6 protein-coding genes and 1 rRNA gene are annotated in these 6,652 nt (G+C 63.3%); 2 read left to right on the top strand and 5 right to left on the bottom strand.

Going from position 1 to position 6,652, the window contains the following annotated elements; all coding sequences use genetic code 11:
- Both ACREBX_RS01165 and ACREBX_RS01160 read right to left on the bottom strand, forming a co-directional pair.
- Window positions 1–495, bottom strand: a 16S ribosomal RNA gene (locus ACREBX_RS01165); the annotation flags it as partial.
- A 957-nt stretch (window positions 496–1,452) separates the two neighbouring features.
- Window positions 1,453–1,878 carry a CBS domain-containing protein gene (locus ACREBX_RS01160; protein WP_431559920.1) on the bottom strand — a complete coding sequence of 142 codons (426 nt, stop codon included), beginning with the start codon at window positions 1,876–1,878 and terminating at the stop codon, window positions 1,453–1,455.
- A 123-nt stretch (window positions 1,879–2,001) separates the two neighbouring features.
- On the opposite strand from ACREBX_RS01160, the gene ACREBX_RS01155 reads away from it, so the two are divergent.
- Both ACREBX_RS01155 and ACREBX_RS01150 read left to right on the top strand, forming a co-directional pair.
- A complete protein-coding gene (locus ACREBX_RS01155) occupies window positions 2,002–2,310 on the top strand; it encodes a hypothetical protein (RefSeq protein ID WP_431559919.1) in 309 nt (102 codons plus the stop codon).
- Window positions 2,300–2,692: an acyl-CoA thioesterase gene (locus tag ACREBX_RS01150; protein WP_431559918.1), complete on the top strand. Its 393-nt coding sequence runs from the start codon at window positions 2,300–2,302 to the stop codon at window positions 2,690–2,692. The genes ACREBX_RS01155 and ACREBX_RS01150 overlap by 11 nt, the downstream gene beginning before the upstream one ends.
- Here ACREBX_RS01150 and ACREBX_RS01145 read toward each other — a convergent pair.
- From ACREBX_RS01145 to ACREBX_RS01135, 3 genes are all read right to left on the bottom strand, one after another.
- Complete coding sequence (locus ACREBX_RS01145; RefSeq protein WP_431559917.1) at window positions 2,689–4,248, bottom strand: DUF4139 domain-containing protein; 1,560 nt, start codon at window positions 4,246–4,248, stop codon at window positions 2,689–2,691. The two genes, ACREBX_RS01150 and ACREBX_RS01145, sit on opposite strands and share 4 nt — an antisense overlap.
- Window positions 4,249–4,258: 10 nt before the next feature.
- Window positions 4,259–5,686, bottom strand: coding sequence for a DUF4139 domain-containing protein (locus ACREBX_RS01140; RefSeq protein WP_431559916.1), 1,428 nt, complete (start codon window positions 5,684–5,686; stop codon window positions 4,259–4,261).
- Between the two features lie 75 nt (window positions 5,687–5,761).
- On the bottom strand, window positions 5,762–6,652 hold an 891-nt coding region (locus ACREBX_RS01135; RefSeq protein ID WP_431559915.1), incomplete at its 5' end, for a DUF4167 domain-containing protein.

The following is a 6,652-nucleotide window of genomic DNA, read 5'->3' as shown; positions in this document are numbered from 1 at the left end:
AACGCTAGCTCCCTCCGTATTACCGCGGCTGCTGGCACGGAGTTAGCCGGAGCTTATTCTCCCGGTACTGTCATTATCATCCCGGGTAAAAGAGCTTTACAACCCTAAGGCCTTCATCACTCACGCGGCATTGCTGGATCAGGCTTTCGCCCATTGTCCAATATTCCCCACTGCTGCCTCCCGTAGGAGTCTGGGCCGTGTCTCAGTCCCAGTGTGGCTGATCATCCTCTCAGACCAGCTAAAGATCGTCGCCTTGGTGAGCTTTTACCTCACCAACAAGCTAATCTTACGCGGGCTCATCCTTGGGCGATAAATCTTTGGTCCGAAGACATTATACGGTATTAGCACAAATTTCTCTGAGTTATTCCGTACCCAAGGGCAGATTCCCACGCGTTACGCACCCGTGCGCCACTAACTCCGAAGAGTTCGTTCGACTTGCATGTGTTAGGCATGCCGCCAGCGTTCGTTCTGAGCCAGGATCAAACTCTCAAGTTTGATGTTCGAATTTGCCAAGGTGGAATTCCCTCGCAAACCCGCTCATTTTAAGGAGCCTGGCCTACACAAATTTGGAACGGTCCCGACATCAACCTGTAACGAATTACAGGCAGACGAAGAGCCGCTCCCACGTAATGGAAACGTGTTAGACATGTAGGTCAGGCTTGGCTTTTTATCCTGAGCACCTTGCACCTTAAAGCTGCAAGACCCAGGGCCGCCGCCCACATGTCCCTTCATCGACAATCACAATTTCAAAGAGCTCACCGACAAGAAATGGCGGACAGTTGTCGTTCCCCGCTATTGCTATCGGGGGACATCTGTCCGTATCTGTTGGCGACCGGCTGGTGTGTGGCGTTTGGCGCCGCGCCCCGTCCGGTGAACACGCCTCTAAGCGCCTCTCCGATTCGCGTCAACAACCTTTTTGCAATTTTGTTTCAAAAGTTGTTCGCGGCACCGGAAAGAGCCGTGGGCAGACCGTGGAAATGGGGACGAAACCCCGGAATTCAAGGGTTCTGCCGCAAACGGGGAAAATGGCGCGGCGTTGGGAGACCGACGCTGCGCGGTCGGAGCCCCGCCGGCGGGCTCGCTGATTTTCGCGCGGATCGGCCAGTGAATGTCGATTCCCGCCGGGATTTGATCGATCGACATCGCGAATTTCCGTCTTCGACGATGTTCAACGGTGCGATTCCCCTCCCCGCCGTCCTTTCCAGTCACGAATTCGCATCTGCCGCCCGATTTGATCCGATCGATCCGATCGCGAATCTGGCCGACGCGAGCGCCGATGCCGACGCCCACACCAATCCCGACCATTCGAATCATCGGGCACTGTCATCTGGGTGGATGGGGACTCCGCCGCCCATCGATGGGAGCCTTATATGGCGCCCTATATATAGAAGAATGGAAAGAGCGGCCGGACTTGCGCTGATCGTCCCCACGCCGCCCGGCAGTTCGCGGCTGTTACGACGCTATATAATCGCGCATCGCCGCAGCCTCGGCTTCGATCCGGTCGATACGATATTTGACCAGATCACCGATCGATATGAAACCGACGAGTCGGCCGCCATCGACCACGGGCAGGTGGCGAATGCGCTTTTGCGTCATCTGCGAGAGTGCCCCGATCACCGCCATGTTTGGGTCGCACGTGACCGGCGATTTGGTCATCACCTCGTCGAGGCTGCGATCGAGCGCTTCGGGGCCATAGGAAGACAGGAGCCGCACGATGTCGCGTTCGGAAAAGATGCCGACGATCGAATCGCCCTCGATCACCGGCACGGCGCCGATTCGATTCTGCGCGAGCAGATCGACCACTATCCGCACCGTGTCATTCGGCCCCGCGGAGATCACTGCCCCGGTCCGTTCCCGAAGAATCGCTCCGATCGTCATAGGTGCCGCTCCCGTCTGTATCTGTTGCCGGGCGAGCCTAACATGATTCGCGCGCGGGACGAAACGCCCCGGCCCGCCGCGATGGCGCTTGGCCGTGGCGGCGGGTTGGTTCATGGAAGCACCATGGTCAAACGCTCTCCCCTCGACAATCGCGACACGTCAAATGTCGCCTGGGCGCGCTATCGCCGCCTGATGAAAGGCATGGCGCTGGTGTCGCTGCTCGCGGTCGTCGGCGCGCTCGGCTGGCTGCGCTTTACGATGGGCGAGGCACTCACCATTCATATGATCATCGCGACCGCGGCCGGCGTCGGCCTGTCGGTCATGCTCGGTGCCGCACTGATGGGACTCGTCTTCCTGTCGAGCGGCAGCGGCCACGACGAGGCGATCGAAGACCCTTTCGAAAACGACCCGGATATGAACCATGACCGATAGCGATAAGCCCGACTGCCCGCGCGACCCGATCCTGCGCGTCGTCCCCCGCCCCGCCGACATCAACGCCAACGGCCATATCTTCGGCGGCTGGGTGCTGAGCCAGATGGACATCGCCGGCGGCATCGTCGCCGGCCGCGAAGCGCAGGGCGCGGTTGCGACGGTGGCGATCGAAACGATGGAATTCATCGCGCCGATCCTGCTGCGCGACATCATCTCCATCTATGCGCATATCGAACGCCGCGGCCGCACCTCGCTGGCCATCCGGCTCGAAGTCATCGCGACGCGCGACGGCGGCCGGACCGAGGAACGCGTGACCGAAGGCGTCTTCACCTTCGTCGCACTCGACGAGAATCATCGGCCGCGGGCGCTGCCCATCGCTTAATCGTCCGCCTTCACCCGGTATTGAAACGTCTTGCTGCCATTCGCCGGCACGCGAACGATCCAGGTGAGCAACCCGTCACGCCGCGGCAGCTTGCGAATCCGCGAATCGAGTCCGTCCCGGTCGTCGACATCGAACCCAAGTTCGACGTCGACCGCGTGCGGATGCGCGTTGGTCACCGTGATTCGATAGTCGTGCTTGCCATTCTTCGGCGGCACGTAATTTTCGACATCGACCAGCACCTGGTTGCTCTCGCCGATCACCAGATCGACCTTTTCACCCACCGCATGGTCGCGCATCCGGCCTTCGCCCGCGAGCAGGTCCTGATCGCCGATGCGTTCGAAAACGGCCGCCTGCCCGCTCGGCAACGGAATGCCCAGCCTCGCCGTTTCCTTGTTCTGCATCCGCAACAATATTTCGGGCGACATAGCACTGCCTTCATCGTCCAGGCTTTGCCGCAGGCGATAGACGGTGCGGAACGGCACCTTGTCCTTGACCAGCAGCGCGACCTGCTTTTGCCCATTGGCCGCGACGGTGACCGGAATCGGCACGCGATAAAGTTTCAGGTCGCCCAGATCCTCCTGGCTCGCGATGACAGAGACCGGCGAGCCGGCGAACAGCGATTCGCTCCGCATGCGCGTGCCCGTCACGACGATATCCATTCCCTCGGCCATGGGTGGCGGCGGCGGTGCGGGCGGCGGCGGGGGCGGCGAGGGGATGCCATAGCGCCCATTGCCGATAGGGAAGCAGCTGAGCCGAAGCGGCGGCGCATAGGGCGCGCGTGCCAGCGCATCGAAATTGCTGACCTTGTTCACACTGCCCGCGATCGCCACTAGGCTGGCATCGGCGAAGCTTTCGCCGTTGCTGTTCGCGACCGTCAGCCAGGCGAAAAGGTCGAGCGTCTTTCCGTCGGGACCAACGCGCGCGACATAATTGCTCGCCCAGTCGAAACCGGTCGACAGATAGGTCAGCGTTACCGTCACCCGCTGCGCGGACGCGCTGCGCGTCGTCACCGACAGCGTCGGCTTTGCGGTCAGTCCCGCCGGCACTCCGTCATAGACCAGCGTTTCGGGAAGCCCGGTGCAACGCAGCGATTCATAACCCGCGGGGGTCTGCAACACGACCGCGCCCTGCGCGCCCGACCGGATGATCGCCTCTTCTTCGGTCACCCGTCCGGTCGCGCGGTCGGTGCGGCGGATATGGACGCGGTTGCCCAACGATCCGTCAAGCAGGCTCGCCGACGACAGGAGCGCGGCGTCGCGATTCTTCTGAATCACCCCGCCGGGCAAGCCGGTGACGATCGCCGATACCGCGATCATCCCCTCGGCCACGCCTTCGAAGCGCAGGGTCGCTTCGCCGGCGGGCAGGTCGATCGTCCGCTTTTCGGAGATCAGCGCGAACCCGCTCAGCCAGTCGCGCTCGATCTCGCCGCCCTCGCCGCGTCCGGGATCGCGAAACACCCCGACAGACACCCCATCGGGCACCGCCGAGGTCACGATCGACTGCGCCGCCACCGGCGACGCGGTGAGCATCAGCAGCGCGAGCAGCCAGCGGCGCATCGCGCGGCGGTCAGTAACGCGTTTCGAAGGTGGCGGTGATCGTCACCTCGCCATTCGCCGGCACCGAGACCCGCCAGCGCGTCCCGTCGCTGTCGAGCCGCTCGCTCTTCTGGCTTTCGGCGATGATCCGCGTTTCGTCCCAATACCAGTCGAGCCCGCGCTGGACGAGGTCGAGCGTGACCGGCTGGGGCCGCGCATTGGTCAGCAAATAGGACATCGACGAGCGCGTGACATGATTCGAGATCACGTCGCGCTTCACCACCGTCGCCTGGACCTTGACGTCGAAAGCCTGGCCGGTCGCGAGCCCAAGCTCGCTTCCCATCGGCGTGTGGCCAATGCTGTTTTCGCCGATGAACTGCGGATCGCCGCGCAGGTCGCGCTGATAGAAACGCACCGTCCCGGCGGGCAATGCGTCGCCAAGACCGCCGCCCTTCGCGCTCGAGTTGAACTTGATCACGCTCGCCGCGCTGGCCGGTTCGGTCATGGTGTTGAATCCGCCGACGGTGAATTCATAGATTTTCTGCGCCGGAACCCCGCTGACGTCGAGGAAGCTGACCTGCTTGGTCTGGGCATTGGCGATCGTCGTGCGTTCGGCCAGCGGATAGAGATAATAGTCGCCGAGTTGCTCGCGCGGCGCGGTTTCGGTGCCAGCGCGGCGAATGTTCGTCTGTTGCGGCGGACGATAGCGCTGCGACACGCCGATATTCGCGCCACTGCCCGACGGCGTTCCCGCCACCAGCAGCGTTTTCGCATTGTCGAAGGTCGTGCCGGTGTTGTTGGTCAGCGTCACCCAGCCCTGGACGTCGATCGTCCCCGCCTTTTCGTCATAGAGCGAGACATAGTCGGCCGCCCAACCGAGTCCCTGGGTCAGGTAGGACAGCATCGCGGGCCGCGTTCCCGCGGCGCGGCTGTCGACGGTGATCGACAGCGTCGGCTTGGCGCGCAGGTTCGGCGGAATCTTGTCGAAGATCACGCGCACCGGCATCCCGTCGTCGCGCAAAATCTCGATCCGCGGCCCGATCTGCAGCACGACGCCGCCATTGACCGCGAGCACCTTCGCCCGCTCGCGCGTTTCGGCGCCGGTCGCGACATTGGTGCGCAGCAACGTCACCATTTCTCCCACCGCCTTTTGCATCAGCGCGTTGGGCGACAAGAGATCATAGTCGAAATTCTGTTCGACGATCGCGGTGCCGTCGGCGGCGAAGGATACCGTCTGCGGCCGGATCTGTGCCGACACGTCGGGAAATTCCTGCCGCGTCCGGCCGGCGGGAAAGGCGATCTGGCGGATGTCCTGAACCAGCGACTGGCCGCCATTATAGATGGTGACGGCAAGGTCGCCCTGCGCGTTGCCCTGGGTCGGATCCTGCGCGACGGCGGGGAGCGAAACCAGTCCGGCCGCGAAGGTGACTGGAACGCAAAGCATTGCCAAAGCGCGCATAAAAAACCTCCCCGCGAGTATCCCGCAGGGAGGCTATGTCATGTCGAATCCAAAGGCTAGCATGAAATCGTTGGCTTATTCGGCTGCTTCGACGTCGGTGCTGCGTGTCGCCAGCGTGCGGCGCGTGCGGCGCGGCTTGGCGGCGGGTGTTTCGTCCGCGGCATCGCTTTCGGCGCTGCGTTCGGGACGGCCGATCGCGGGCGGCAGAACGGCGGTATCGATCCCCGCATCGCCCTTGTCGGCGCTGTCGTCCTGACGCGGACGGCGGGCCGGACGGCGCGCGGGACGCGGAGCGGGTTCCTGCTCGGCGGCTTCTTCGCGCACGGCGGGAGCTTCGCTACGATCATTGCGCTCGTCGCGGGCTTCGTCCTCGTCGCGATTGCGGACGGGACGCGCGCGCGCCGGGTGGCGGTTACCGCGATTGTCATCGTCGCGATTGCCGCGCGGTTCGCGGTTGCCACGATTGTCGTCGTCGCGGTTGCCGCGAACGTCGCGCTGGCCGCGGTCATTGCGATCGTTGCGATCGCCGCGATCATTCCGCTCGCCGCGGTCGTCGCCATTGTCGCCGTCGTCGCGGCCGGTGTCAGCTTCGAAATCGCTGTCGGTATCGTCGTGGCCGTCGAAATCCTCGACGCCGCGAATCTCGCGGCTACGGTCGTGGCTGCGCTCCTGTCCGTTCTGCGCGGCCTTTTCTTCCTGCCGGGCGCGGAAGTCGCTCACGACACGGAAATAATGGTCGGCGAACTGCAGATAATATTCGGTCTGGACCCGGTCGCCGGCAAGCTGCGCGTCGCGCGCGAGGTTGCGGTACTTTTCGATCATCTGGGCGCCGTTGCCGCGCGCGCGGCTGTCGATGCGGTTGGCCTGATCGACCCCGCCGCGTCCGCCCGATTGCGGCCGGTTGTTATTGTTGTTGCTGTTGTTGTTACGGCCGCGACGGCGACCGTTCTGTCGGTTGTTCATGTT

This window comes from Sphingopyxis sp. (genome assembly GCF_050725655.1).
Classification (GTDB): domain Bacteria; phylum Pseudomonadota; class Alphaproteobacteria; order Sphingomonadales; family Sphingomonadaceae; genus Sphingopyxis.
The sequence above is the reverse complement of the archived record's forward strand: the minus strand, read 5'-3'. Positions and strand labels throughout refer to the sequence as shown.